Origin of the sequence: Virgisporangium aliadipatigenens (genome assembly GCF_016863615.1) — a bacterium.
Lineage (GTDB): Bacteria > Actinomycetota > Actinomycetes > Mycobacteriales > Micromonosporaceae > Virgisporangium > Virgisporangium aliadipatigenens.
Genome location: NZ_BOPF01000018.1, coordinates 88,363 through 111,165 on the forward strand (window position 1 = coordinate 88,363; position 22,803 = coordinate 111,165).

At 74.1% G+C, this 22,803-nt stretch carries 20 protein-coding genes; 3 read left to right on the plus strand and 17 right to left on the minus strand.

Annotated elements, in window-relative coordinates:
* The first annotated feature begins 10 nt into the window (after positions 1 to 10).
* Positions 11 to 2,566 carry a winged helix-turn-helix domain-containing protein gene (locus Val02_RS23775; protein ID WP_203901392.1) on the plus strand — a complete coding sequence of 852 codons (2,556 nt, stop codon included), beginning with the start codon at positions 11 to 13 and terminating at the stop codon, positions 2,564 to 2,566.
* A 6-nt stretch (positions 2,567 to 2,572) separates the two neighbouring features.
* Here Val02_RS23775 and Val02_RS23780 read toward each other — a convergent pair whose 3' ends face one another.
* The 7 genes from Val02_RS23780 to Val02_RS23810 form a co-directional block, all read right to left on the minus strand.
* Positions 2,573 to 4,846: a winged helix-turn-helix domain-containing protein gene (locus Val02_RS23780; RefSeq protein WP_203901393.1), complete on the minus strand. Its 2,274-nt coding sequence runs from the start codon at positions 4,844 to 4,846 to the stop codon at positions 2,573 to 2,575.
* A gap of 13 nt (positions 4,847 to 4,859) precedes the next feature.
* Positions 4,860 to 5,333, minus strand: coding sequence for a DUF1269 domain-containing protein (locus tag Val02_RS23785; protein WP_203901394.1), 474 nt, complete (start codon positions 5,331 to 5,333; stop codon positions 4,860 to 4,862).
* 6 nt (positions 5,334 to 5,339) lie between these two features.
* The gene (locus Val02_RS23790; protein WP_203901395.1) at positions 5,340 to 5,774 is read right to left on the minus strand and encodes a DUF7144 family membrane protein; all 435 of its coding nucleotides are present in this window, start codon (positions 5,772 to 5,774) and stop codon (positions 5,340 to 5,342) included.
* Between the two features lie 31 nt (positions 5,775 to 5,805).
* A complete protein-coding gene (locus Val02_RS23795; protein ID WP_203901396.1) occupies positions 5,806 to 6,324 on the minus strand; it encodes a DUF1269 domain-containing protein in 519 nt (172 codons plus the stop codon).
* Between the two features lie 80 nt (positions 6,325 to 6,404).
* Entirely contained in the window at positions 6,405 to 7,766 is a 1,362-nt protein-coding gene (locus Val02_RS23800) for a hypothetical protein (RefSeq protein WP_239153291.1), read from the minus strand.
* Entirely contained in the window at positions 7,763 to 8,116 is a 354-nt protein-coding gene (locus tag Val02_RS23805) for a PLD nuclease N-terminal domain-containing protein (protein WP_203901397.1), read from the minus strand. Before Val02_RS23805 ends, Val02_RS23800 begins: the two co-directional genes overlap by 4 nt.
* Positions 8,117 to 8,217: 101 nt before the next feature.
* Positions 8,218 to 9,291: a carboxylate-amine ligase gene (locus tag Val02_RS23810; RefSeq protein WP_203901398.1), complete on the minus strand. Its 1,074-nt coding sequence runs from the start codon at positions 9,289 to 9,291 to the stop codon at positions 8,218 to 8,220.
* A 96-nt stretch (positions 9,292 to 9,387) separates the two neighbouring features.
* On the opposite strand from Val02_RS23810, the gene Val02_RS23815 reads away from it, so the two are divergent.
* Positions 9,388 to 10,233, plus strand: coding sequence for a class II glutamine amidotransferase (locus Val02_RS23815; protein WP_239153292.1), 846 nt, complete (start codon positions 9,388 to 9,390; stop codon positions 10,231 to 10,233).
* Positions 10,234 to 10,253: 20 nt separating this feature from the next.
* On the opposite strand, the gene Val02_RS23820 is transcribed toward Val02_RS23815, so the two are convergent.
* Genes Val02_RS23820 through Val02_RS23840 form a run of 5 tightly spaced genes read right to left on the minus strand, consistent with a single transcriptional unit; the run spans position 10,254 to position 14,027 of the window.
* Positions 10,254 to 11,885 (minus strand): alpha/beta hydrolase, encoded by a 1,632-nt coding sequence (locus Val02_RS23820; protein ID WP_203901399.1) that lies wholly within the window; start codon positions 11,883 to 11,885, stop codon positions 10,254 to 10,256.
* The gene (locus Val02_RS23825; RefSeq protein WP_203901400.1) at positions 11,882 to 12,607 is read right to left on the minus strand and encodes a CPBP family intramembrane glutamic endopeptidase; all 726 of its coding nucleotides are present in this window, start codon (positions 12,605 to 12,607) and stop codon (positions 11,882 to 11,884) included. The genes Val02_RS23820 and Val02_RS23825 overlap by 4 nt, the downstream gene beginning before the upstream one ends.
* Entirely contained in the window at positions 12,604 to 12,867 is a 264-nt protein-coding gene (locus Val02_RS23830; protein WP_203901401.1) for an SHOCT domain-containing protein, read from the minus strand. The genes Val02_RS23825 and Val02_RS23830 overlap by 4 nt, the downstream gene beginning before the upstream one ends.
* A gap of 27 nt (positions 12,868 to 12,894) precedes the next feature.
* Complete coding sequence (locus Val02_RS23835; protein ID WP_203901402.1) at positions 12,895 to 13,509, minus strand: DUF6325 family protein; 615 nt, start codon at positions 13,507 to 13,509, stop codon at positions 12,895 to 12,897.
* On the minus strand, positions 13,506 to 14,027 hold the full coding sequence (locus tag Val02_RS23840; protein ID WP_203901403.1) for a hypothetical protein: 522 nt from the start codon (positions 14,025 to 14,027) through the stop codon (positions 13,506 to 13,508). Before Val02_RS23840 ends, Val02_RS23835 begins: the two co-directional genes overlap by 4 nt.
* Positions 14,028 to 14,222: 195 nt before the next feature.
* Between Val02_RS23840 and Val02_RS23845 the strand changes: the two genes are divergently transcribed.
* A complete protein-coding gene (locus tag Val02_RS23845; RefSeq protein WP_203901404.1) occupies positions 14,223 to 15,341 on the plus strand; it encodes an aminopeptidase P family protein in 1,119 nt (372 codons plus the stop codon).
* Positions 15,342 to 15,360: 19 nt separating this feature from the next.
* On the opposite strand, the gene Val02_RS23850 is transcribed toward Val02_RS23845, so the two are convergent.
* The 5 genes from Val02_RS23850 to Val02_RS23870 are packed head-to-tail and all read right to left on the minus strand — an operon-like array spanning position 15,361 to position 22,711.
* Positions 15,361 to 16,695: an amino acid permease gene (locus Val02_RS23850; protein WP_203901405.1), complete on the minus strand. Its 1,335-nt coding sequence runs from the start codon at positions 16,693 to 16,695 to the stop codon at positions 15,361 to 15,363.
* Positions 16,692 to 18,059 carry an arginine deiminase gene (locus Val02_RS23855; RefSeq protein WP_203901406.1) on the minus strand — a complete coding sequence of 456 codons (1,368 nt, stop codon included), beginning with the start codon at positions 18,057 to 18,059 and terminating at the stop codon, positions 16,692 to 16,694. Before Val02_RS23855 ends, Val02_RS23850 begins: the two co-directional genes overlap by 4 nt.
* A complete protein-coding gene (arcC, locus tag Val02_RS23860) occupies positions 18,056 to 18,994 on the minus strand; it encodes a carbamate kinase (protein ID WP_203901407.1) in 939 nt (312 codons plus the stop codon). Before arcC ends, Val02_RS23855 begins: the two co-directional genes overlap by 4 nt.
* A gap of 3 nt (positions 18,995 to 18,997) precedes the next feature.
* Positions 18,998 to 19,999 carry an ornithine carbamoyltransferase gene (locus Val02_RS23865; RefSeq protein WP_203901408.1) on the minus strand — a complete coding sequence of 334 codons (1,002 nt, stop codon included), beginning with the start codon at positions 19,997 to 19,999 and terminating at the stop codon, positions 18,998 to 19,000.
* Between the two features lie 15 nt (positions 20,000 to 20,014).
* Entirely contained in the window at positions 20,015 to 22,711 is a 2,697-nt protein-coding gene (locus Val02_RS23870; RefSeq protein WP_203901409.1) for a cation-translocating P-type ATPase, read from the minus strand.
* Between the last annotated feature and the right edge of the window lie 92 nt (positions 22,712 to 22,803).

Here is a 22,803-nt window from a genome sequence, read left to right on the forward strand (position 1 = left end):
GTCGGGTGTCATGACGCGTCCGGTCCGGACCCCGGAGGTGCCGCCCGGGCACATCCAGCGGCGCCGGTTGATCGAACGGCTCGACGCCGCCGCGCGTACCCCGCTGACCGTCGTCACCGCCCCGGCGGGCTGGGGCAAGACGGTGCTGCTGGCCTCGTGGGCACACGCGGCGAGCCGCCTGGGGCCGGTGGTGTGGATCAGCGTGGAGCGCGACGGCGCGGGCGACCTGCTGTCCCGGGTGGACAAGGGGGTGGCGGCCGCGGCGGCGCGCGGGGGCGCACCCGCACCGCGCCCGGTCGTCGTGGTCGACGGGTTCCACCTGGTGCGCGACGCGGACGTGCTCGCCGAGGTGGAACAGCTCGTGCGCTACGGCGACGGCGGCGTGCGGCTGATCCTCGCCGGGCGGACCGATCCGGCGCTGCCGCTGCACCGGTTCCGGGTCGACGGCGTGCTGACCGAACTGCGCGCCGAGGACCTCGCGTTCAGCGTCGAGGAGACCGCGCAGTTCGTCGCCTCGATGGGGGTCGAGTGCACGGAGACGGCGCTGTTCCGGCTGCACGCCGCGACCGAGGGCTGGGCGGTCGGCCTGCGCCTGGCCCTCGGCGCGGCGCCGCAGCGCACCGATCCGGCCCTGTTGCTGGAGGACGACGGCTACTTCGCCTCCGTCGCCGAGTACCTCTCGGTGGAGGTGATCGACGCGCTGCCGTCCGAACGCCGCCGCCTGCTGCTGGAGACCTCGGCGGTGGAACACCTGTCGGCGGGTCTGGTCGAGTCGCTGACCGGGCGGGTCGACGGCGGCGCGCTGCTGGCCGAACTGAGCCGCGCGGACCTGTTCCTGCGCCGCGAGGTGGGCCCGGGCGGCTGGTACCGGTTCCACCCGCTCTTCGCCCGGACCCTGTACGCGCAGCTGCGCCGCCGGATGCCGGACCGGGTCCGGGACCTGCACGGGCGGGCCGCGGACTGGCATGCCGTGCACGGGTTGCCGGGCGACGCGTTGCGCCACTCGCTGCTGGCCGGCCGCTGGAGGCAGGCGACCGACGTGCTGTCGCGGCACTGGACCGACCTCGTGGTGGGCCCGCGCCGCGGCCTGCCGGCGGACGACGGCCCGACGCCCGGCCGTTCCGAGCTGCCGGCCGAACTGGCGTTGGCGTTCGCCGCCGAACACCTGCGCCGCGGGGACGCCGACGGGATGCGCGGCTACCTGCGGATGGCCGATCGCCACGTGCGCAACGGCGGCAACGGGAACGGCAACGGAAACGGCAACGGAAACGGCGCCCCGCGGATGGCGGCGGCGCTGCACCTGGCCGAGGCGACGGTCTTCGGCGACCCGCGGGTCGCGTTGAGCCTCGTCCCGCCGGTGCTCGGCGACCCGTCGGAGGAACTGGCCGACGAGACGCGTGCACTCGCCCTGCTCTCCTCCGGCCGGGCCTGGATGCGCATCGGCCAGTGGGGCCAGGCCCGGCAGCCGCTGAGCGAGGCGCTGGTCCTCGCCCAGCGCACCAGCATGGTGCAGGCCCAGATCTGCGCGGCCGGACTGCTGGCGACGCTCGAGGCGGTCCAGGGGCGGCTGCGGCTCGCGGCGGCCATCGGCCGGCGGGCCCTCACCACCGCCGAACGCTTCGGCCTCACCGACGCCGTCGACCTGGCGTGGACCCGGATGGCCCTGGCCGAGGTGTACTACCAGTGGGAGTGCCTCGCCGACGCCGAACATCAGGCCGAACTCGGCCTCGACCTCGCCGGCGACAACGTCGAGGCGCTCGCCTTCGGCGAGGTGCACCGCGCCCGGCTGCGGCTGGCGCACGGACACTTCGCGGCGGCGCTGAACGTCGTGCTGGCCGCCCGGCGCGAACTGGCCACCGCCGCCCCGCCGCTGCGCACCGCCCTGGCGCTCGTCGAGGCGGAGACGCGGGTGGCGACCGGCGACTTCGCGGCCGCGGCGCGCGCCCTGCCGGACCGCGCCGACGCGGAGATCTTCGCCGGCTGGGCGGCCGTGGTCGAGGCGACCGTGCAGTACGGCGAGGGGCGCTTCACCGCCGCGCTGGCGACGGCCTCGGTGCCGGTGGAGTCGCACCCGTCGTCGCTCACCTGGCAGGTCCGCGGCGCGCTGCTGATGGCGTTGGCCGGCCGGGCGCTCGGCGACCGGGCCAGGGTCGTGCGGCACCTGGAGACCGCCATGGCGGCCGCCGAGGACGAGGGCTTCCGTCGGCCGTTCGTGGCCGGCGGGCATCCGGTGCGCGACCTGCTCGCCACGTTCGGGCCGCTGCTGCCGGTGTATCACCCGATGGCCTCGGAACTGTCCACTGTGGACCCCGTGCCGGCTCCGGTGCCCGCGGTCGAACTGGGCACCGCCGGCCCGCCGGTGGGCGTGCTGCTCGAGCCGCTGACCGAACGGGAACTGATCGTGCTGCGCTACCTGCAGGGCACCATGTCCAACGACGAGATCGCCGCGACGCTGTACGTGTCGGTCAACACCGTCAAGACGCACATCAAGAACATCTACCGGAAGCTGAACGCCGGCCGCCGTCGCGAGGCCGTTCGTCGCGCGCGTGAACTGCGCCTGCTGTGACACCGCCTATCTACCACGGAACGCGCGGCACAGCTCGTCGAGCAGCTCGCGGCCGGCGACCCGTTCGCGGCGCAGCGTCGGTGCGTAGGCCAGCAGCAGCCGCCGCACCAGGGGCCCACCGGTGACGAACGGCCGCCGGATGTCGTCCGCCGCCGCCGTCGAGACCGCCAGTGCGAGGCCGTCGCGCACGCCCGCGGTGTCGCGCAGGCGTTCCGCCGCCACGGCGCCGAGAAGCGCGGCCCGCACCCGGCAGGTCGACGGCACACCGGCGTCGCGGGCCAGCAGCGGCGCCAGCGCGCGGCGCGCCGACAGCGGCCGGTCGGTGGCCAGCAGCACCGCGGCGCGCACCACGGCGGACCACTCCGCGAACGTCACCTCGCCGCGCTCGTCGAGCGACTCCGGCCGCACCGCGCCGGGCTGGTGCAGGGCGAGCCGCAGTTCGGCCTCGGTCAGCGCGAGGGCCCGCCGCAGCGGGGCGGGAAGGGTCGCCGGGGCGTGGCCGCGGTGGATCGCGCGCACGAGGTTCAGGCCGTCGACGGGGTGTCCGAGGTTGTGGCACAGCCGGGCGCGCAGCAGTTGCGCCGCGGCCGACATCGCCGGATCGTCGTCGGCGAAGGTCACGGTCTCGTCGAGGAACCGGCAGGCCGCCGCCACCCGGTCGCGTTCGCAGGCCACCCCGGCCAGGGCCAGCCGGGCCCAGCCCAGTTCCACGGCGGAGGTGATCCCGAACCGGTCGGCGGTCGCCAGCGTCTGCCGGCCGAGGCGCACGGCGTGGCGCAGCCGGCCGCGCACCACCTCCACCAGCGCGAGGTGCCCGGCGGCGGCGATCTGGGCCTGCGCCATCCCGGCCCGTTCGGCGAGGGTCAGCGCGGTGTTCAGCACCGGCGCGGCGGCGCGCACGTCACCCGCGCCCACGCTGGCGACCCCCTGGGAGAGCAGGGCGAGCGCGGCGGCGGAGTCCGGCGAGCCGGCCCGGTCGGGCAACGCGATCGCGCGTGCGGCGGCCGACGCGGTGCGCCGATGGTCGCCGGCGAGGCGCGCCTCCGCGGTCTGGAACGCCGGGAACAGCCGGTGCCGACCGAGGCGTCCCGCGTCGCGCAGGTATCCGCGCAGCCCGTCGAGGTCGCCGGCGTGCAGCCGTTCCGCCGCGAACGCCAGCACCAGCCGCACGTCGTCCCGCCCGGCGGAGGGCAGCCGCGGCGCCGACCCGTCCGGCCGCCCGAACCGGGTACCGGCGAGCAGGTCGGCCCAGTGCGTGTCGAGCAGTTCGGTGGCGTCCGCCCAGTCGCCGGCGAGCAGCGTGTGGCGCAGCGCCTCGGCCGGGAACCCGTAGACGCGCTGCCACGCCGCGGCGCGGCGGTGCAGGAGCGTGGCCCGGCGGGAGTCGCGGCCGCACAGTTCGCGGTAGACGGCGCGGGCGAACGCGGGATGGTAGCGGTGCCACCCGCCGGGCCCGGTGCGCCGGGCCAGGAAGACACCGGCGCGGCACAGCTCGGCGAGCGTGCGCGCCCCGTCGCCGCCGACGAGCGCCTCGACGAGGCCGGCCGTGAGCACCGGTGCGACCGAGGTGTCCAGCACCACCTGGCGCAGCGGGCCGGCCAGCCGGTCGAGCACCTCCGCGGTCAGGTAGCCGGTGACGGCCTCGTCGAAGGCGCCGCCGTCGCCGAGTTCCGTGGTGGGGTCGGGGCGGCCGCGCATCGAGGCGGCGGCGAGGCGCACCCCGGCCGGCCAGCCCTCGGTGCGCCGGTGCAGGATCTGGCGTTCCGGGCCGGGCAGGTGGACGCCGCCGGCGACGAGCACCTCGTGGGTCTCGTCGGGCGTGAGCGTCAGCGCGTCGGCGGGCACCTCGGCCAGGTCCCCGGGCGCCGGCCAGCGGGGCAGCGCCGGCACCGGGTCGGCGCGCCCGGCGAGCACGACGTGCCGGCCGGGCACCGGATCGCTGACCAGTTCGGCGAGCGCGACCCGCGCGGTCGGTTCGGCGACGCGGTCGACGTGGTCGACGACGACGGTGCTCGCGACACCGTTGCCGTGCGACGCGGCCGCGAAGAGGCGCTGCGCCAGGCGTTCGGTGTCGCGTGCGGCGTCGATCCAGTGCACGGTGCCGGCCGGGCGGCGCCCGCGGGCCCAGTCGGCGAGGGCCACCGTCTTTCCGGTGCCGGCGGGGGCCGTCAGCACGGTCACCGGCGCGCGGGCGGCGTCGTCGAGCCGGCGGGAGACCCGGTGCCGGTGCACGTGGTCCGACGGCCGGTCCGGGATCGGTTCGGCCGGATAGTCTTTCATGCCTGCCTCGGGGTCAGGTCGACGGCGGGAACGCCGTGCGCAGGAGTTCGTCGTGGGCCGGGGAGAGGTTGGTGTACAGCAGCGTCGGCCGGTACGCGGCGAGCGCGTCGTGCAGCCGGCCGACCGCCGTTCCGTCGGCGAGCACCAGCAGCGCCGACGTGCCGGGGCGCAGCGCGGTGCCGGTCCGCGCCACGAGGTCGTCCGGGATGCCGATGCCGGTCAGCGCCCCGTCCGGGCGGGTGGCCGTGCCGAAGCGCGGCAGGAGCGCGATGCCCAGAAGCGTTCCCCAGAAAAGGTCGCCGGCCGGGTCCGGGGAGAGGGGACCCGACAGGCGGCGGACGCCCGGCCCAGGGGCGCCCGCCACCCACCACGCGGCGGCGGCGTCGTCGACACCGGCCGCCTGGTGCCGGGCGAACCTCGCGAGGACGTCGGCGGCGCGGTCAGCACCGGAGGCGTCGTCGAGGATCCAGACCGCGAGGGTTCGCACCGGACGTCACTCGGCCATGACCGGCGGCTGCCGCCGGGCCTGCACCGGTTCCTCCTCGCCGACCGCCTCCGGCCACCGCGCGGTCAGCGCGTACAGCACGACCACGTCGAGGGCGACCATGAGCAGCGACCAGATGGGGAACGCCCCGATCCACAGGATCTGCGCCAGCATGTGCACGCCGGCGACGATGACGGCGACGATCCTGGCCCAGGTCTGCCCGGCGAGCACACCGGCGCCGGCGGCGCACAGCAGCGTGCCGAGACCGATCTGGAGCCAGCCCCAGCCGGTGATGTCGACGAGGTACATCACGTCCTCGATCATGACGACGTAGTCGTCGTTGACGAGGGCGACGATGCCCTCGATCAGGTTGGCGATACCGGTCAGCAGCAGCATCACGCCGGCGAAGGTGACCCAGCCGGCCCAGGCGGATCTCGTCTGCATGCCGTCCTCCTCTCGTGCGGTACGTCGGTGGTCAGTGCGTCGAGCCGGCGGGCGTGGTGGCGTCCGCGCCGTGCAGGGCCGCCTGGAGTTCGGCCTCCGTCTTCTCCGACAGCGACGACTTGAGCACCGTTCCGCCGTACTGGCTGAGCGCGGCGACCGCCTTGTCGGTGGTGACGTGCTCGATGATGAGGAACAGCGCCGAGGTCCCGGGCTGGAGCATGTCCCGCACCTGCTTCTGGAACTCCTTGTCGATGCCCGACTTCTCGATCTTCCCCATGACGGCACCGAGTCCGGCGCCCAGCGCCATGCCGAAGAAGGGCACGAAGAAGAGCAGCCCGAACAGGAAGCCCCAGAACATTCCCCACGCGGTACCGCCGGCCACGAGGTGGGAGTTGGTGGTGGTGGTGTGGAACCGGCCCTTGGCGTCGCGGCGGACGGTGGCGATCGCGTCGGGCTGCAGGACGAGATCCTGCGACAGCCGCTGCGCCTCGTCGGCCGCGGCGGTCGCGGTCGCTTCGTCGGGATAGCCAATGGCGACCAGTGTGGACATCGCATGAGCTCCTTCTGGCTCGTTCTCCCGGCCGGGGCCGGGAGGTGGGGCGTCCGGCTCTTCCGGCCGCCCGGTCAATGTCAGCGAACGTGGGCCGGGGTCGCCTCCCCCGCACGGGGTGAGCCGGTGCGGCGCGCCAGGGCGGTGACGCCCAGCTCGAACGCGGCCAGCGCGACGGCCAGCACCAGCAGGGCCGTCCAGGAGGCGAGCAGGAGCGCGGCGACGACGGCGACGACGACGCCACCGACCCGGATCGCGTCGAGATGCTCGACCGTCCACTGTGGAGCTTTGTGGACGGCTTGCGTGCCCGCCTTCGCGGCGCGTCGACCGCCGGCCGCGATCGCCGCGCGCAGCCGCACCGGCAGGCGGCCCGGGCCGATCAGGTACGCGCCGAGGGCGAGCAGGGCGCCGGCCCGGAGCAGGATCTCGCCCCTTTCCCGCAGCCCCTGGGTGACCAGCGAGATCGTGGCGGAGACGCCGTCGCGGTACACACCTTCGGGTACCCGCGCCTCCAGGTCGGCCCGCCAGGCGCGCAGGACCGCCGTGACGGCGACCGCCGCCACGCACAACCACAGTCCGAAGTGGACGGTGACCCGCCGCCGCCCCGGCGCCACCACGAACGCCAGCACCAGCAACAGCAGCGTGCCCGACACGGTGGCGACCAGGGCACGCCGCGCGGTGTCCAGGGCCCGCTGCGCCGCCCGCAGCCGCCCACCGTCGTCGACCGTGAACCGGGCGAAGTCCGCCGGCAGGGAGACCCCGAGGGCCTCCTCGACGGTGGTCCGCAGGTTGGGCGGGATCGCCCCGCTGCCGAGGTCGGGCAGCGTGATCTGACGGCCGAACACCGTGGGCAGCCGGGCGCCCAGTTCGTGGATCACCTGGTTGACCACGGGCAGCAGGTCCACGGTGACGCGGTCGCCGTCGGTGCGCACGACCGCGCTGGTGCCGCGCAGCACGGCGAGGGCCCGCTGGTGGGTGCGCCGGTTCACCTCGGTCCACAGGGCGCGGAAGCGGTCGCTGCCGACGACGTTCTCCACGGTGCGGCGCACCCCGTCGCGGACCTGGCCGACCACCGGGCCGACCACGAAGCCGGCCGCCTCGGGCAGCGCCGCGCGCACCCGCTCCTCGACGTCGAGCACCGCGAACACCTGCGTCGTGGTGTACTCCGCGACGGCCGCCGCGACCGCCGGATCGCCGGGCAGCGGCGCGACGGTCGCGGTCCACCGTTCGGTGTCCAGCACCGTGCGCGCCGCCCAGACGCCGACGACGCTCGCCACGAGAGCGAACGCCGCCAGCGCCGCCAGCACCGCCCCGGCCCACCGGCGCACCGCGCCGAGCGTCTCCCGCCGGCGCTCCCGGGTGTCCAGTTCGGCCCGCGCCTGCGACAGCTCGGTGCGCAGCCGGTGCAGTTCGCGGACGGTCGCCGGGTCGGTGGTGCTCACACGCTTCGGGCCCGCAGGGCCGCCTGGCGCCGCAGCCGTTCGTACTCCGCGGGCGAGAGCCGGCCGTCGTCGCGCAGCCGGGCGGCGAGGTCGTCGTCGGGGGTGCCGCCGCCGCGCAGCGCGGTGTGCAGCGGCCGGGTGTCGATCGGTTCGGCCGGCCGCGCGACGATGTAGGCGAGCGCGCCGAAGAACGGCAGGAACACGATGAGCAGCATCCAGCCCGCCTTGGCCCAGCCCGACATCTCGCGGCGCAGGATGTCGCCGAAGACGCAGATGAAGCTCCACGCCACGGCGAACCAGAAGAAGACCACCAGGGTGGCCCAGAGGAACGTGCCGAAGGTCCAGTCCACGGTGTGACTCCCGTTCTCGTCGGTGCGGTCGCGGCCATCATCGGCGGGTCCCGGGTGGACGGGCATCATCCGCGATGGATGAGGTCGGCCGGGCGGTTTTCTCAGCCGGGCGGCGTCAGGGTGGCGTCGGCCAGCGCGGCGGTGAACGCCGCCGGCGTCGGATCCTTCGCCCAGAGCGTGCGCTGCCGCACCGCACCCGTGCCCTCGCGACCCAGCCGCTCCAGTCCACTGTGGACGAATTCGTCGTCGCCGAGCGCGTGCAGCACCGGATCGATCCGGTCGAACAGCCGCCGCACGGCGTCGTCCACGGCGACGTAGGCCCGGTCCGGCGAGCGCGGGTCGACGCCGTGCTGCGCGGCGACCAGCAGTTCCCGGGTGAGCCGCTGCGGCGGCACGTCGGGCGCCGGCACACCCCGCCGGACGTCCTCGACCAGGCTCGCCACGAGCGCCCGCGTCACGCCGGCGAGCAGCACCGCGTCGTCGACGCTCGGGCACGCGTCGGCCACCCGGATCTCGACGGTGGGGTAGCGGGCCGACAGCCGGGCGAGGAAGTACACGCTCGCCGGGTCGAGGGCCGTGCCGCGGGCGACCGCGACGCGCACCGCCCGGTCGTACCCGTCCGGGTCCGGCCACGGCGACGGCGGCCGGAACGTCGGCCAGCGCAGCTGTCGCCGGTACCGCACGCTCGCCCAGCCGCTGTCGACGCCGGCGATGATCGGCGAGTTCACCGTGCAGGCCAGCAGCGCCGGCAGCCACGCCCGCAGCCGCCCCAGAACGTCCACCGCCAGCGCCCGGTCCGCGATCCCCACGTGCACGTGGCAGGCGGAGCTCCCGCCGCCCAGCGTGGCGTACGGGAAGCGGCGGGCCAGGGCGCGGTAGCGCGCGTCGTCGGCGACGGCGGAGACCGGGCCGTCCGGGAACGGCACCGAGCCGGAGGCGACCAGCCAGGCGCCGGCGCGGGCGGCCACGGTCGCCGCGTGCGCCCGCCGGCGCCACAGGTCGGCGCGCAGCTCGTCGAGGCGGGTGCACACCCCGGTCGCCGTCTCCACCTGGTAGGCCATGTACTCGGGCACGATCGCGCCACCGCCCGCGCGCACCACCTCCGCGGCGACGGGCGCGACCGCGCCGTCCGGCCCGAGCAGAAAGAACTCTTCCTCGACACCCAGGGTCAGCATCGGCAGAGCCTGCCAGCGGAACGGGGCAGGCTACGTCACCCCGGCGGGATGACGACCGGGCCGGTGCGCCGCGACCACCATCCATTGTGGAACGTCATGCCGATCGAGGGAGCGACGATGTGCCGATGGCTGGCCTACTCGGGTTCGCCCATCCTGCTGGAGGAACTGCTGTACCGGCCGGAACATTCACTGATCGACCAGAGCCGGCACTCGCGGCTGGGTGCCGAGACCACCAACGGCGACGGCTTCGGCGTCGGCTGGTACGGCACGGACGGCGGCTCGCCCGCGCTGTTTCGCGGCATCGGCCCGGCCTGGGGCGACGAGAACCTGCGTGAGCTGGCAGGCGCCGTCGCCTCACCGCTGTTCCTGGCGCACATCCGGGCCAGTACCGGAACGGCGGTGCAGCAGAGCAACTGTCACCCGTTCCGCTACGGGAACTGGCTGTGGCTGCACAACGGGCTGATCCGCGGGTTCGCCGCGATGAAGCGGGAGCTGACGCTGGCCGTGGATCCCGGGCTGTACCCGCACATCGGCGGTTCGACCGACTCCGAGGTGATGTTCCATCTGGCGCTCACGTTCGGTCTCGTGGAGCAGCCGGTGTGCGCGGTGGAGCGGATGGTCTCCTTCGTCGAGGAGACCGCGCGCGAGCACGGGGTGCAACGGCCGCTGCAGATGACGCTCGGCGTCGCCGACGGGACGCGGCTGTGGGCGTTCCGCTACTCCAGCGAGGGCAACAGCCGTTCGTTGTACGTCAGCACCGACGCCGCCGCGCTGCGCGCGCTGTACCCGGAGAACGAACGCCTGCAACGCATCGCCGACGGCACCCGCATCGTGGTCTCGGAACCGCTGGGTGAACTGGTCGGCGCGTGGCAGCCGATCCCGGAGTCCAGCTACGGGCTGGTGGAGCCGGGCAACGCCATGCTCGGCGACTTCAAGCCGTAACGACACTCCACAGTGGAGCGTCAGCCGGCGATGATGTCGGCGAGGGCGGCCGTCCGCTCCGGGGTCCACCCGTCGGGTGGCGCGACGGCCGCCCAACCGGCCACCGGTGCGGTGCCGTAGTTGTGCCCGTGGCCGTCCGGCACCGCCGCCGCGCGGGCGAGGTCCGCCGACACCTGCCAGAACGTCACGAACGGCAGCCAGTGCATCGCCGGTGACACGTCGGATCCGCGCTTCTCGGTGAGCCAGTCCGGCCGCACGACGGCCAGCCGCGGCGCCCACCACACGATCGGGTCGGACGGGTGCTGCAGGTACACCACGCGCGGGCGTTCCCAGGCGCCGTCGGGCTCGTCGAGGTCGGCGACGCTGTCGCCGGCGAAGCGGACCGTGGTGCCGTGCGCGTAGCGGGGCAGGATCTCCGGGCTGCCGCCGTCCCGGTCGGCGACGATGCGCCGCCACAGTTCGTTGCGGTTGGGCGGCCCGACGAGGAGCATGCCGTCGGTGCGGTTGCGGATGTCGTCGACGCCGGTGAACGCCGCCTCCGTGCCGAACGAGCCGAGGCTCTCCCCGAACAGCAGCAGCTTCGGCCGGACTTCCGCGGCGCGCCGCGACCAGGCGGCGTAGACGGCGTTGAAGAGGTCCCGGCCGGACTCGCGGGCGCGTTCCTTGTCGACCAGGAAGGAGATCCAGCTCGGCAGGTAGGAGTACTGGGTCGCCACGATCGCGGTGTCGCCGCCGTACATGTACTCCAGCGGCCGTACGGCCTTCTCGTCGACCCAGCCGGTGCCGGTCGTGGTCACCACCACCAGGACCTTGCGGGAGAACGCGTTCGTGCGCTCCAGTTCGCGCACCGCGAGCGCGGCCCGTTCGCGGGAACTGGGGGAGGCGCCGAGCCCGACGTACACCCGGATCGGGTCCTGTGCCCCGCCACCCGTGAAGGCGCGCAGCGCGGCCGCGTCCGGTCCACTGTGGACGAACGTGCGCCCCTCGTTGCCGAGCGACTCCCAGCTGACCAGCGAGCCGGGGCCGCCGGAGCGCAGCGGGTCGGTCGTGGCCGCCACGTCCGGCTTCGTCTCGCCGTTGACCGTGCGGAAGGCGTCGTCGACCGCGGCGTACGCGCCGCCGACCAGCACACCGTCGACGAAACCGAGCGCCAGCACCAGCACCGTGACGGCGCCGGCCACCCGCGCGGCGGCCGGCGGGATCCAGCGGCCGAGCGTGCGCCCGAGCCACCGGGCCGCCCGGCGCAGCAGCCGGCAGAGGCCGACCAGTGCCGCGGCGGTCGCGACGGCGAGCAGCAGCACCAGCGGGATGCCGGCGCGGGGCGGCGGCGGGAGGTCGTTCAGGCGGTGCAGGTCGCGCTGCCATCCGGCGCCGAGCCAGAGGAAGAGCGCGACGAGCGCGCCACCGGCACCGGCGAGCCACCACCACGCCGCCCGCGAGGGGCGCGGCAGCGCGCGTCCGGTCAGTTGACGGACCAGCCAGGCGCCGAGTTCGCCGAGGCCGTAGCCGATCGCCGCGGAGACGCCGCCGAGGATGCCCTGCATCACGTGTCCGCGCGGGAGCAGCGACGGCGTCAACGACAGGCACAGGAACGTCGCCGCGCCGGCGAGCCCCGCGTACCCGTAGCGCCACCGGCGGAAGAGTCGCCTCATCGGGACAGGCCGGCCGTGACGAGGACGCCCAGCCCGTTGGTGCCCCAGTGCGCCCCGAACGGCGCCCACAGGCTGCCGCTGCGCCGGCGCAGTTCGCACAGCACCACCCCGGCCACGGCGGTGAACGCGACCGCGCCGGCCACCGCCGTGGCCTGTCCCGCCCGACCGGTGCCGACCAGCCCCGCGACTGCGGGGTTGACCCGGTTCAGGCGCAACGAGGGGAGGACGTGCCACAGTCCGAAGAGGACGGACGAGACCGAGGTCGCCCATCCGGGGCCCTTCGCGGCGTGGACCAGCCCCCACAGCACGCCGCGGAACGCCACCTCTTCGAAGAGCACCGTCCCCAGGGGAACGACAAGGAAGGCCGTGCGGGCGGCCGCGCCCGGATCGAGTCCGTAGCGCGCGTCGTGGAACGCCGGCCGCACCGCCGGGATGGCCGCGGCCGCCGCGTAGCAAGCGGCGACCGCGGCCGCGCAGCCCACCCCCCAGGCCGCGCCGGTGCGCCAGGTCCGGCGCCCGAGGCCCAGGTCGTCGGCATCCAGTCCGGCGACCCGGCCGATGCACAACGCACCGACGGAGGCGATCGGCCCGAGCAGCAGCGCGGTGCCCGGGGGCCCCGTCCGGCCGGCCACCGCCACGACAGCGAGGAGGCCGACGGTCGTCGTGACGGCCGGACGGGGCGGTCGGGTGGGCGCCGCGCGGTCGCCCGGGCCGTCGTTCACCGCTCCAGGACCTTGGCCTTGGCCGCGGCGAACTCCGCGTCGGTGAGCCGGCCCTGCGCGTGCAGCACGGTGAGCCGGTCGAGCTCGGAGGCGAGGTCGTCCTCCGGCATCTCGTGGTTGACGGGCATCCCCGCAGGGGGAACGGCGGAGTAGTCCTGCGCTGCCCACCGGGCGCGTTGGCGCCGGGTGACCCGGTTGGACACCGCGGTCGCCGTCCCTGCGACGACGGCCGTGCGCACCATCCCGCTGATGAGTCCCATGTGTGCTCCTGTTCTGTCCGGCGGGTCTCAGGCGCCGATCGGCCGGCCCGCGTGGGTGAAGCGCTCCAGCGTCTCGGCGACCGCCTGGGCCGGGATCCGGGCGATGTCGACGAGTTCCCCGCCGGCCCGCCGGCACGCGCCGGAGAAGCGCGCGGCCCAGGTGTTCTCGAAGACCAGCAGCAGCGCCGACGTGCCCGGTTCGAGATCGGCGCCGACCTCGGCGACGTCCTCCGGTTCGAGCAGCCCGGCGCCGACCTGCCCGTCGACGGCGACGAACGCCGGCCGCAGGTCCGGGCCGAGGTCGCCGATCTCCAGCGAGCCCACCCGCCCGTCGGCCTCCTTGGTGACCAGCAACGCGTCGAAGATCCGCACGGTGCCGTTGCGTACCAGCCCGAGCAGGGCGGGTGCGACCTCGCCGGTGAAGCGGTTGCCGGTGAACCTGATGACCGCCAGGTCGACCGGTCCCACGTCGCCGCTGATGTCCACAGTGGACTCCCTTCTCTGGTGGTGGCGGATCGCCCGCCGACGGCTGCGCCTGGCCACGAACGCGATGAGGCTCGCGGCGCCGACGACCGCGGCGATGCCGGCGATCTCTGCGGCCGTTCCGCGCAGCCCCGCGCGTCGTGCGACGGTCACGCTCATCGCTGTCGGTTCCTTTCGTCCCATCGCTCGCCCCCGTCCGGGTCGCCGCCGCCGGCCCGCCGGATCCGCCGTTCGGGTGCCGGCCCGTCGGGCAGGCCGCGCAGGGCGGCGGAGAGGTACGGGCCGACCAGTTCCTGCCGCGCCTGCTCGGCCGCGGCGACGAGGACCCGGCGGCCGTCGGCCAGCGTCAGTTCGAGCACCAGCGGCTGCTTGCCGCACAGTCTCGGCTTCTCCCTGTCGACGGCGCGCCGGTTGTCGACGCACGCGCGCACCGGCAGGACGGCCGCGCGATCCAGGATCGGACCGCGCCGGATCACCAGCACGTTGTCGTACCAGCGCGCCGTCAGCCGGCGCGACCAGTGTGTGCGCAGTCCCGGCCAGAAGGCGGGTGGGCCGCCCGGTGCCCTCGCGCGGCATCGGAAGGTCCCACCCGCCCGGGCGAACCGCCTCCGTCGGTAGCCGTCGACAGCCGCCGCGCCGACCAGCAGGAGGACGGCGATGGTGTACAGCACCCCCATGCGGGAACCTCCGCTCCGTTCGCCCGATGAGGTAGATGCTCGATGAGCGCGCCGCGCGGGACATCACCCGGCGCGAATGAACGCCGCGGCACCGGCGGCTCGCCCACTGCGGAGGATCCGCCCGCCGGCGGGCCGCGCTGGGATGGGGGCGCGGCCGCCCGTCCGGGCGCGCGACCCGAGCGAGATGAGGCGGACATGACCGGTGAACGGTTCGACGCGGACGAGTACGCGAGGCGGATGGGCCGGGCGGTGACCGCGGCCGGGACCGCGGGGCTCGCCGGGGTGCTGGTGGCGCCCGGCCCGGACCTGGTGTGGCTGACCGGATACCGCCCGACCGCCGAGACGGAACGGCTGACCCTGCTCGTGCTGCGCCCGGACGAGCAGCCGGCGCTGGTCGTCCCCGCGCTGGAACGCCCCGACGCCGAGGCCGCGCCCGCCGCCGGCGCACTGCGCATGGTGCCCTGGCAGGACGGCACCGACCCGTGCCGCGAGGTGTCGCAGCTGCTGCGCTTCGGCGGCCGCTACGGGGTCTCCGACGCCACCTGGGCGATGCATCTGCTGGCGTTGCAGCGGGTCCGGCCGGACACGGCGTACCGGCCGCTCACCCAGTGCCTGCCGATGCTGCGCGCGGTGAAGGACGGCGCCGAGGTCGACCGCCTGGGCGCGGCCGGGGCCGCCGCGGACGCCGCCTACGAGGCGATCCTGGGCATGCCGTTCGCGGGGCGGCGGGAGGTGGACGTGGCGGACGATCTCGCCGACCTGCTCCGCCACTACGGCCACGAACAGGTGGACTTCACCGTCGTCGGCTCGGGACCCAACGGGGCGAACCCGCACCACGGCGCCGGGCCGCGGCAGATCGGCGCGGGCGACGCGGTGGTGCTCGACTTCGGCGGCCTGAAGGAGGGCTACGGCTCCGACACGACCCGAACGGTGGTCGTCGGCGCGCCGGACGCGGAGCTGCGCCGCGTGCACGACGTGGTGCGGCGGGCGCAGCAGGCGGCGTTCGAGGCGGTGCGCCCCGGCGTCGCCTGCGAGGACATCGACCGGGTGGCGCGCACGGTCATCACCGACGCCGGCTACGGCGAATGGTTCGTGCACCGCACCGGCCACGGCATCGGGGTCACCACGCACGAACCGCCGTACCTCGTGGCGGGGGAGAAGCAGCGGCTGCTGCCGGGGATGTGCTTCTCCATCGAACCCGGGGTGTACCTGCCGGGGCGCTTCGGCGTTCGGATAGAGGACATCGTCACGGTGACGGCGGACGGCGGGCGGCGCCTCAACACCAGCGACCACGGCCTGCGGACCGTCCACTGAGGACGGTCCGCGGGGTGCGTCAGCCGCGCCCGGTGACGGCCGAACGTCGGCGCTGGGCGCGGTACACCGGAACGCCCAGCAGCAGCGCGGCGCCCGCCATGAGGAACGGCGCCCAGTAGACCAGCGGCCGCTGACCGGTGTTGCGCGAGTACCAGACGAACAGCACGGCGAAGACCAGCGAGACGACCGCGACCACGGTGTCCCGCACGACGCGCGGGCCCGACGCCGAGCGCAACCGCGCCAGCTGCGCCACGGCCGAGAAGCCGTACGGGATCGCGGCGGTGATGCCGGTCATCAGCACCAGCGTGGTGAACACCGTCGTGCCGCCGGAGCCGAGATAGTTCACCAGCACCGCCACCGAGGCGAGCACGGTGGAGGAGACCACCCCGTACGCCGGCACGCCGCGGCGCGACAGCGTCGCGAACCGTTGCGGGAACAGGCCGTCGCGCGCGGCGGCGAGCGGCATCTCCGCGCAGATCATCGTCCAGGCGTTGAGCGCACCGAGGCCGGAGACGATGACGACCACGCTCATCGCGGCGCCGGCCCAGGTGCCGCCGACCATCGCGTCGACCGCGTCGGCGTACGGGGCGGTCGAGTCGGCCAGTTCCGCCGTCGGCACGATGCCGAAGACGGCCGTGAGCGAGAGCAGGTACACCACGGCGGTGGCGAGGGTGCCGAGCACGGTCGCCCGGCCGATGTTGCGGTCCGGGTCGCGCACCTTGGCGGCGGCCACCGAGGCGACCTCCACGCCGAGGTAGCTGAACAGCGCGATCGCCATGCCGCCGCCGATCGCCGTGACGGTCGACTCGCCGCTGACGTTCCAGGGCGTGAGGTTGGCCGGCTCGACGAAGAACAGCCCCACCGTGGCCATGAACGCCAGCGCCGCGAACTTCAGCGCCGTCGTCCACACCTGCACCGCCTTCATGGTCCGCACGCCGGAGAGGTTGACCAGCGCCGGCAGCCACAGCCCGAGCAGCACCAGCAGCACGGAGAAGAAGCGGTGGTGTCCGGTGTTGACGAACACCTCCACGTAGAGCACCCAGCCGACGGCGATGGCCGCGTTGCCGGCCCACGCGGTGATCCAGTAGGACCAGGCGTTGAGGAAGCCGACGCCGTCGCCGAACGCGGCCCGCGCGTAGGCGTACGGGCCGCCGTCGGCCGGCATCCGGCGCGACAGCGCCGCGAACAGCAGCGCCAGGGCCAGCGCCCCGACGGTCGTCAACGCCATCGAGACCAGGCTGATCGGGCCGAACGCCGCCAGCGAGGTGGGCAGGTTGAAGATGCCGACGCCGATGATGCTGCCCATGATGAGCGCGACGGCGGCGCCGAGGCCGAAGCCGGTGCGGTCGTTCATGAGACCGGATCGCGCAGCAGCGGGCAGGTCATGCAGTGCCCGCCGCCGCGGCCCTTGCCCAGTTCGAAGCCCTCGATCGTGAGCACCTCGATGCCGGCCGCCCGCATGCGCTCCACGGTGTGCGTGTTGCGCTCGTAGGCGATGACGACGCCGGGTTCGATCGCGACGACGTTGTTGCCGTCGTCCCACTGTTCGCGCGCCTGCTGGTACTCGTCGCCGCCGGTCTCCACGACCCGGATCCGGTCCAGGCCGAGCGCGTCGGCCACCGCCGTGAGCAGATCCGGTTCCCTTGTCACGTGGAACGTCCCGGCGCGCGGCCCCGGCCGCAGGCTGATCGCGCGCACGTTGTCGACGACCTTCGGGTACAGCGTGACGGTGTCCCGGTCGAGCATCGTGAACACGGTGTCGAGGTGCATGTGCGCCCGGTCCCGGCCCATGGCCACGGCGATCACCCGTTCCGCCGCGCCGGCGTCGAAGAGCGCACGCGCCAGCTGCTCGATCATCCGCGACTGGGTGCGCTCGCTCAGTCCGATGAGGACGGTCCCGTTGCCGATCGGCTGCACGTCGCCGCCCTCCAGCGTCGCGCGGCCGAAGTCGTCGGCGCGGAACCGGTCGCCCTCGCCGAGCGGCGGATACCAGTACTCGAACTTCGCGTCCGCGAACATCGGGTGGTAGCGGTAGATCGCCGCGACGTTGTACGCCTCGAGCCTTCTGGCCCGCCAGTACATCGGATTGATCGAGACGCCGCCGTAGATCCAGCACGAGGAGTCCCGCGTGAACAGCGTGTTGGGCAGCGGCGGCAGCACGAACGCGTTCGGGTCGGTGAGCGCGGCCGCCACGAGCGACGTGCCCCGGTGGCGTTCCAGCGGAATGCCGGCCTCGGCGACGGTCAACCCGCCGACGAGATGCGTGGCGAGGTCGCGGGCCGACAGGAGGTCGAGGACCGAACGGACCTCGTCGACGAGCGAGAGCCCCACGGTGTACTCCGAGGCGACCAGCTCGATCAGCCGCCGCCGCCCCTGCGCACTCGCGCCGAGGGCCTCGGCGAGCAGGTCGACGACGTGGTACACCTCGACGCCACGGGAGCGCATCAGCGCGACGAACGCGTCGTGCTCGGCCTGCGCCCGTTCGACCCAGAGCACGTCGTCGAAGAGGAGCTCGTCGTGGTTGCCGGGGGTGAGCCGGCGCAGGCTCAGGTCCGGGCGGTGCACCAGCACCTTGCGCAGCCTGCCGACCTCGGAGTGGACACCGAAGCTGCTCTCTGTTGCCCGCGCAAGCCCGGGCCGGCGCTCTGTGGCGCCGTCTTCCCTCGTCGCTGCGCTCCTCGGTCCAGACGGCGCCGCGCCGTCCCGGGGCGCGCTCATCTCTGCTCCTCTCGTACCAAAGCCTTTTCCGGGACGACCTGGGTGCCGGCGTCGCCCGCCACGAGCGCGGCGACGTCGCGCAGCGCCCCGATGACGGCCCGGTTGCCGGTGTGCTCCACGAAGCGGACGGCGGCGCGCACCTTCGGCCCCATCGAGCCGGCGGCGACCGGCAGGCCGTTCAGGTCGGCGGGGCACACCCGGACGAGGCGGCGCTGGCGGGGCGTTCCCCAGTCGGTGTAGACGCCGTCGACGTCGGTGGCCATCACGAGCAGGTCGGCGTCGACCGCCCGGGCGAGCAGTTCACTGGTGAGGTCCTTGTCCACGACGGCCTCCACGCCGACGGCCGCGTCGGTGCCGTTTCCCGGCAGGGTCGGGATCCCGCCGCCACCGGCGCAGATCACCACCACGTCGCGGTCGAGCAGCCAGCGGATCGGCCGGATCTCGCGGATCCGGCGGGGTTCGGGGGAGGGCACGACCCGCCGCCAGTGCGTGCCGTCCGGACGGAACTCCCACCCGGTCTGTGCGGCCAGCCGCCGTGCCTCCTGCGCACCGAGGATCGCGCCGATGAACTTCGTCGGATCGGCGAAGGCGGGATCCTCCGGGTCCACCTCGACCATCGTCAGCAGCGTGGCGAGCGGCACGGTCGGCGGGAGGGCGCCCCGCAGCTCCTGTTCGAGCAGGTAGCCGATCATGCCCTCGGTCTGCGCGCCCAGCACGTCGAGCGGATACGGGGCCGATTCGCTGTAGGCGGTGGACTGCGCCGCCAGCAGGCCCACCTGTGGGCCGTTGCCGTGCGACAGCACCAGTTGGTGTTCGGCGGAGACCGCGCGCAGCCCCGGTGCGGCCGCGCGGATGTTGGCCCGCTGGGCGTCGGCGGTCAGCGGTTCGCCCCGCCGCAACAGGGCATTGCCGCCGAGGGCCACGACGACTCGCATCGTTCAGCCGCCCAACGTGGCGACCATGACCGCCTTGATCGTGTGCATGCGGTTCTCCGCCTGGTCGAAGACGACGGAACGGTCGGACTCGAACACGTCGTCGGTGACCTCCAGCGCGTCGAGCCCCTCGGCCCGGAAGATGCGTTCGCCGACGGCCGTGTCGCGGTTGTGGAACGCCGGCAGGCAGTGCATGAAGCGCACCCGCGGATTGCCGGTGCGTCGGACCGTCTCCGCGTTGACCTGGTACGGGCGCAGCAGCCGGATCCGTTCGCGCCATACGCTCTCGTCCTCGCCCATGGAGACCCACACGTCGGTGTAGAGGAAGTCGACGCCGCGCACCCCGCGGTCGACGTCGTCGGTGAGCGTCAGCCGGGCACCGGTGTCCTGGGCGATGTCGCGGCACGTCTTGACCAGCTTCTCGTCCGGCCACAGCGCCTCCGGCGCGCAGATGCGCACGTCCATGCCGAGCTTCGCGCCGATGACCAGCAGCGAGTTGCCCATGTTGTTGCGGGCGTCGCCGAGGTAGCAGTAGGCGATGTCGGTGATGCTGCGGTCGCAGTGCTCGCTCATGGTCAGCACGTCGGCGAGCGTCTGCGTCGGGTGGAACTCGTCGGTGAGGCCGTTCCACACGGGCACGCCGGCGTAGCGGGCGAGCGTCTCGACGGACTCCTGCGCGAAGCCGCGGTACTCGATCGCGTCGAACATCCGCCCCAACACCCGGGCGGTGTCCTTCATGGACTCCTTGTGCCCGATCTGGGAGCCGGTCGGTTCGAGGTAGGTGACGTGCGCCCCCTGGTCGTGCGCGGCGACCTCGAACGCCGCACGGGTGCGCGTCGAGGTCTTCTCGAAGATGAGGGCGATGTTCCGGCCGGCGAGGCGGGGCTGCTCGTAGCCGCCGTACTTGGCGTCCTTGAGGTGTGCCGCGAGCCGCAGCAGGAAGCGCAGTTCCCCCGGGGTGAAGTCGAGTTCGGTGAGCAGTACGCGGTTGCGCAGGTTGAACGACATGACGTTCCCTTCGACTCAGCGGGCACCGGCGGGCACCGCCCGCGGCGCTGAACGGTGCCGGGCGACGAGCTTGGCGGTCTCCTCCACGACGACCAGCGAGGCCGCGATGCCGGCGCACGCGCACCATTGCGCGAACGTCAGCGCGGTCGTGCCGACGATGCGCTGCAACGCGTCGAACGCCGTCACGAGCACGACGGCGAGCAGCGCGATGCCGTAGCGGCGCAGCTGGCGGATCCCGGGCAGCGCGGCCCGGCTGAACACGGTGTCGCGCGGCTCGCGGGTGAGCACGCCGGCCGCGAGATGGAAGAGCGAGAGCGTGGTGAGCAGCGCCGTGGACCCGCCGATCCCGTACGCGGCAAGGGATCCGACCGTCATCAGGAACCCCTGCCCGACCAGCCGGATCCAGTCCACTGTGGACAGCACCGGCCGTCCGACGGGGCGCGGCCCCCGGTTCATCAGGCCGGGCCTGGGCTCGTCGAAGCCGAGCGCGACGGCGATCGGGATGTCCACGACCATGTTGATCCAGAGGATCTGCAGCGGGTTCAGCGGCACGCCGCCGGCGATCCCGAACAGGCCGGCGCCGAGGAAGATGGCGATGTAGGCGACCAGCGTGGACATCTGGAAGCGCAGGTACTTGAGCAGGTTGTCGTAGAGCGAACGGCCGTACTCGACGGCGCCGACGACGGTGGCGAAGTTGTCGTCGGTGAGGATCATGACGGCGGCCTCCTTGGAGACCTCGGTGCCGGTGATGCCCATGGCCACACCGATGTCGGCGGCCTTGAGCGCGGGCGCGTCGTTGACGCCGTCGCCGGTCATCGCGACGACGTTCCCCCGGGACTGAAGGAGCCGGACGAGCCGGATCTTGTCCTCGGGCGCCACCCGGGCGACCACGCCGATGTCGGGGAGGGCGGCGCGCAGCTCGGTGTCGCTCATCGCGGCGAACTCGGCGCCGGTCACGGCGCGGCCCTCGATGCCCAGCTCCGTCGCGATGGCCGCGGCCGTGACCGCGTGGTCTCCGGTGATCATCCGCACCCGGATGCCGGCGCGGCGGCACTGCGCGACGGCCGCCTTCGCCTCCGGCCGGGGCGGGTCGACGATGCCGACCATGGCCAGCAGCGTCAGCTCCCGCACGAGCCCGAGCAGGTCGCCGCCGGCGTCGAAGGCGTCCGGGTCGAGGTCCCGCTGCGCGACGACCATGACCCGCTGCCCGCGCGCGGCCAGCTCCGCGTTGGCCGCCTCGGCGAGGTGCCGGTTGCCGGCGGTCACCGGCACGAGCGAGCCGTCCGGGTCGCGGTAGGCGCTGCCCCGGGCGATGAGCACGTCCGGTGCCCCCTTGACGTAGCAGCGCACCACCGGCGCTCCGTCGTCGGCGTTCATCCGGTGGAACGTCGCCATGAACTTGTACTCCGAGTCGAACGGCACCTCGGCCACCCGCGGGTACCGCTGCCGGGTGCTCTCCGGGTCGAGCCCGCCCTTGGCGCCGAGCACCACCAGCGCACCCTCGGTCGGGTCCCCGATCAGCTCCGCGCCGTTCAGCACCGCGTCGGCGCACAGCACCATCGGCAGCAGGTACGCGTCCAGGTCGATGCGTTCGCCGCCGACGTGACGGATCTCGCCGTCGGTGCCGTAGCCCTCGCCGGTGACGGTGTAGCGGTTCTGCCCGGGCAAGGCCAGTTCGCGCGCCGTCATCTTGTTGAGGGTCAGCGTCCCGGTCTTGTCCGAGCAGATCGCCGACGTCGAACCGAGCGTCTCCACGGCCGGCAGCCGTTTGACGATGGCGCCGCGGCGGGCCAGTTCGCGGGTGCCCAGCGAGAGCAGCGCGGTCACCACGGCGGGCAGCCCGGTCGGGATCGCGGCGACGGCGAGCGCCACCCCGGTGATGAACAGCGTGTCGAACGGCTGCCCGCGCAGCAGCCCCAGCAGCACCACGACGACCAGGGCGCCGGCGGCGATCGTGGCGATGATTCGCGACAGCCCGTCGAGCTGCTTCTGCAGCGGCGTCCGGTCGGCCTCGGTGCCGGCGAGGAGCCCGGCGATGCGGCCGATCTCCGTCCGCATGCCCGTCGCCGTGACGACGAACTCGCCCCGCCCGCGGGTCACCGACGTGTTCATGTAGGCGATGCAGGTGCGGTCGCCGAGCGCCACGTCGGTGCCGGGAACGGGCGCGGTGGTCTTCGGCACCGGCACGCTCTCGCCGGTCAGCGCGGCCTCCTCGATCTCGAGCGCGGCGGCCGTCACGATGCGCCCGTCGGCCGGGATCCGGTTGCCGGCCTCGACGAGCACCACGTCACCGGCGACGAGTTCCACCGCGTCGATCTCCACGGAACGGCCGTCGCGGCGCACGCGTGCGGTGGTGCGCATCATGTTCGCCAGGGCGCGGACGCTCTCCTCCGCCTTGGACTCCTGGCGCAGGCCGACGACGGCGTTGAAGACGGTGAGCCCGAAGAGCACGACCGAGGTGGCCACGTCGAGGGTGACCACCAGATTCACCAGCGCGGCGACCAGCAGGACGATCTGCATGAAGTCGCGGTACTGGCGGGCGAAGGCGCGCCACGGCGACTCCGCGCGGGTGGTGGCGAGCCGGTTCGGCCCGTCGGCGTCGAGCCTGCGCCGCGCCTCCGCGGGATCGAGGCCGCGCTCGACGCCGACACCCAGCGCGCGGGCGGCCGTGGCCGTGTCGATCCCGTACCAGGCGCGGTCCTCTGTTCGCATCGCACCACTGTCGGGCGTGGACCGGACGGCCACCTCATCCCGTCCGGATGAACGCGCGAACGGCCGGCCCCCTCGCGGCAACCGACCGTCCT

Coding starts and splice junctions, on each gene's coding strand:
- Val02_RS23775 (WP_203901392.1), top strand. CDS start 11: ATGACGCGTCCGGTCCGGACCCCGGAGGTGCCGCCCGGGCACATCCAG.
- Val02_RS23780 (WP_203901393.1), bottom strand. CDS start 4,846: ATGAAAGACTATCCGGCCGAACCGATCCCGGACCGGCCGTCGGACCAC.
- Val02_RS23790 (WP_203901395.1), bottom strand. CDS start 5,774: ATGCAGACGAGATCCGCCTGGGCCGGCTGGGTCACCTTCGCCGGCGTG.
- Val02_RS23795 (WP_203901396.1), bottom strand. CDS start 6,324: ATGTCCACACTGGTCGCCATTGGCTATCCCGACGAAGCGACCGCGACC.
- Val02_RS23810 (WP_203901398.1), bottom strand. CDS start 9,291: ATGCTGACCCTGGGTGTCGAGGAAGAGTTCTTTCTGCTCGGGCCGGAC.
- Val02_RS23815 (WP_239153292.1), top strand. CDS start 9,388: ATGCCGATCGAGGGAGCGACGATGTGCCGATGGCTGGCCTACTCGGGT.
- Val02_RS23820 (WP_203901399.1), bottom strand. CDS start 11,885: ATGAGGCGACTCTTCCGCCGGTGGCGCTACGGGTACGCGGGGCTCGCC.
- Val02_RS23830 (WP_203901401.1), bottom strand. CDS start 12,867: ATGGGACTCATCAGCGGGATGGTGCGCACGGCCGTCGTCGCAGGGACG.
- Val02_RS23835 (WP_203901402.1), bottom strand. CDS start 13,509: ATGAGCGTGACCGTCGCACGACGCGCGGGGCTGCGCGGAACGGCCGCA.
- Val02_RS23840 (WP_203901403.1), bottom strand. CDS start 14,027: ATGGGGGTGCTGTACACCATCGCCGTCCTCCTGCTGGTCGGCGCGGCG.
- Val02_RS23845 (WP_203901404.1), top strand. CDS start 14,223: ATGACCGGTGAACGGTTCGACGCGGACGAGTACGCGAGGCGGATGGGC.
- Val02_RS23850 (WP_203901405.1), bottom strand. CDS start 16,695: ATGAACGACCGCACCGGCTTCGGCCTCGGCGCCGCCGTCGCGCTCATC.
- Val02_RS23855 (WP_203901406.1), bottom strand. CDS start 18,059: ATGAGCGCGCCCCGGGACGGCGCGGCGCCGTCTGGACCGAGGAGCGCA.
- arcC (WP_203901407.1), bottom strand. CDS start 18,994: ATGCGAGTCGTCGTGGCCCTCGGCGGCAATGCCCTGTTGCGGCGGGGC.
- Val02_RS23865 (WP_203901408.1), bottom strand. CDS start 19,999: ATGTCGTTCAACCTGCGCAACCGCGTACTGCTCACCGAACTCGACTTC.
- Val02_RS23870 (WP_203901409.1), bottom strand. CDS start 22,711: ATGCGAACAGAGGACCGCGCCTGGTACGGGATCGACACGGCCACGGCC.